Below are 935 nucleotides of genomic sequence, written 5' to 3'. Positions count from 1 at the left end.
GCAATGAAATGGAGACTGGAAACCAAGGCCGCATGAGGTCAGAAATCAACCGACGGATTCTCTGCAAAGCTGGAGGGAAGTCGGGTCTCAGGTCAGGAGGAAACCGCTTGAATGGCTAATCTTTTCAGCTCTGATCCTTCTGAAGACATACAGGACAAAGGGCGCGTATAACGCGGCGACAACAAAATGTTCATTAAAAAAATCGAGCATAGCCATTCATTCAAATCAGTTTGGCAACAATCGTTGAGGATTGACTTAGCGCGTCAATGGCTTCGAGCAGCGATAGCATTTTGGGGGAGGTCAAAAATTGATCTCCGGCGGTAGTCGCCCGTATTTTAATCGTTTCCTCAGAGGGTAACGTAGCGACTTCGGTCAGTAGGCCAGTGAAACAGGCCTACAGCTCGCCATGGGCTCATGCTTCGCCTCATTCGGATTCTAAAATCAATTCTGGTAAGTATTGACGCTGTGGCAATTTTTACGCTTTTCAGGGGTGAGCTTCGTCCCTGTTTTTCGGAGCCGCCATCGCTTGAGAGCCAAAAAAGCTGGCGGACATGGTTCTATGCAAGGGCGCGTAGCGGGACCGGAGCCACGCGCAGGGGCTGTAGGCCTTGAGCATGGCGAGGACCCATCCCTTGCATAGGTTCTGCCCGTCTGCTGGCTCTCAGATCAAGCGATGGTAGTGCTCGTCTAGGCAGGGGTTCCCCTGTTTTTTGGTGAGTTAGAGCAGAGTTTGTGTATGCGTCTACGACTTGATCTGCTCTTTGTAGTTTTTGCATGTCACTTGAGCTGAAACCAAGCCGTAAAGCTGTTCGCTAGTAGTGTTATATAAGTTAATAAGAGTGTTAGGTCATGTTGACAAAAGACGCAGCCAGAGGCGGATGGACGTGATGTCTATGAAGCCGAGGAAACTTTCAGCGGTCTTGTCGTAGCGGGTT

Annotated in this window: 1 pseudogene; it reads right to left on the bottom strand. The window is 49.9% G+C overall.

The features are described from left to right. Window positions 1-847: 847 nt before the first annotated feature. A pseudogene (locus J1C49_RS21465) lies at window positions 848-935 on the bottom strand (IS5/IS1182 family transposase); the annotation flags it as partial.

Origin of the sequence: Cognatishimia sp. F0-27 (assembly GCF_020667845.1) — a bacterium.
In the GTDB taxonomy this organism is placed as follows: Bacteria; Pseudomonadota; Alphaproteobacteria; order Rhodobacterales; family Rhodobacteraceae; genus JAFMPQ01.
This window is presented reverse-complemented; position numbering and strand designations above follow the sequence as displayed.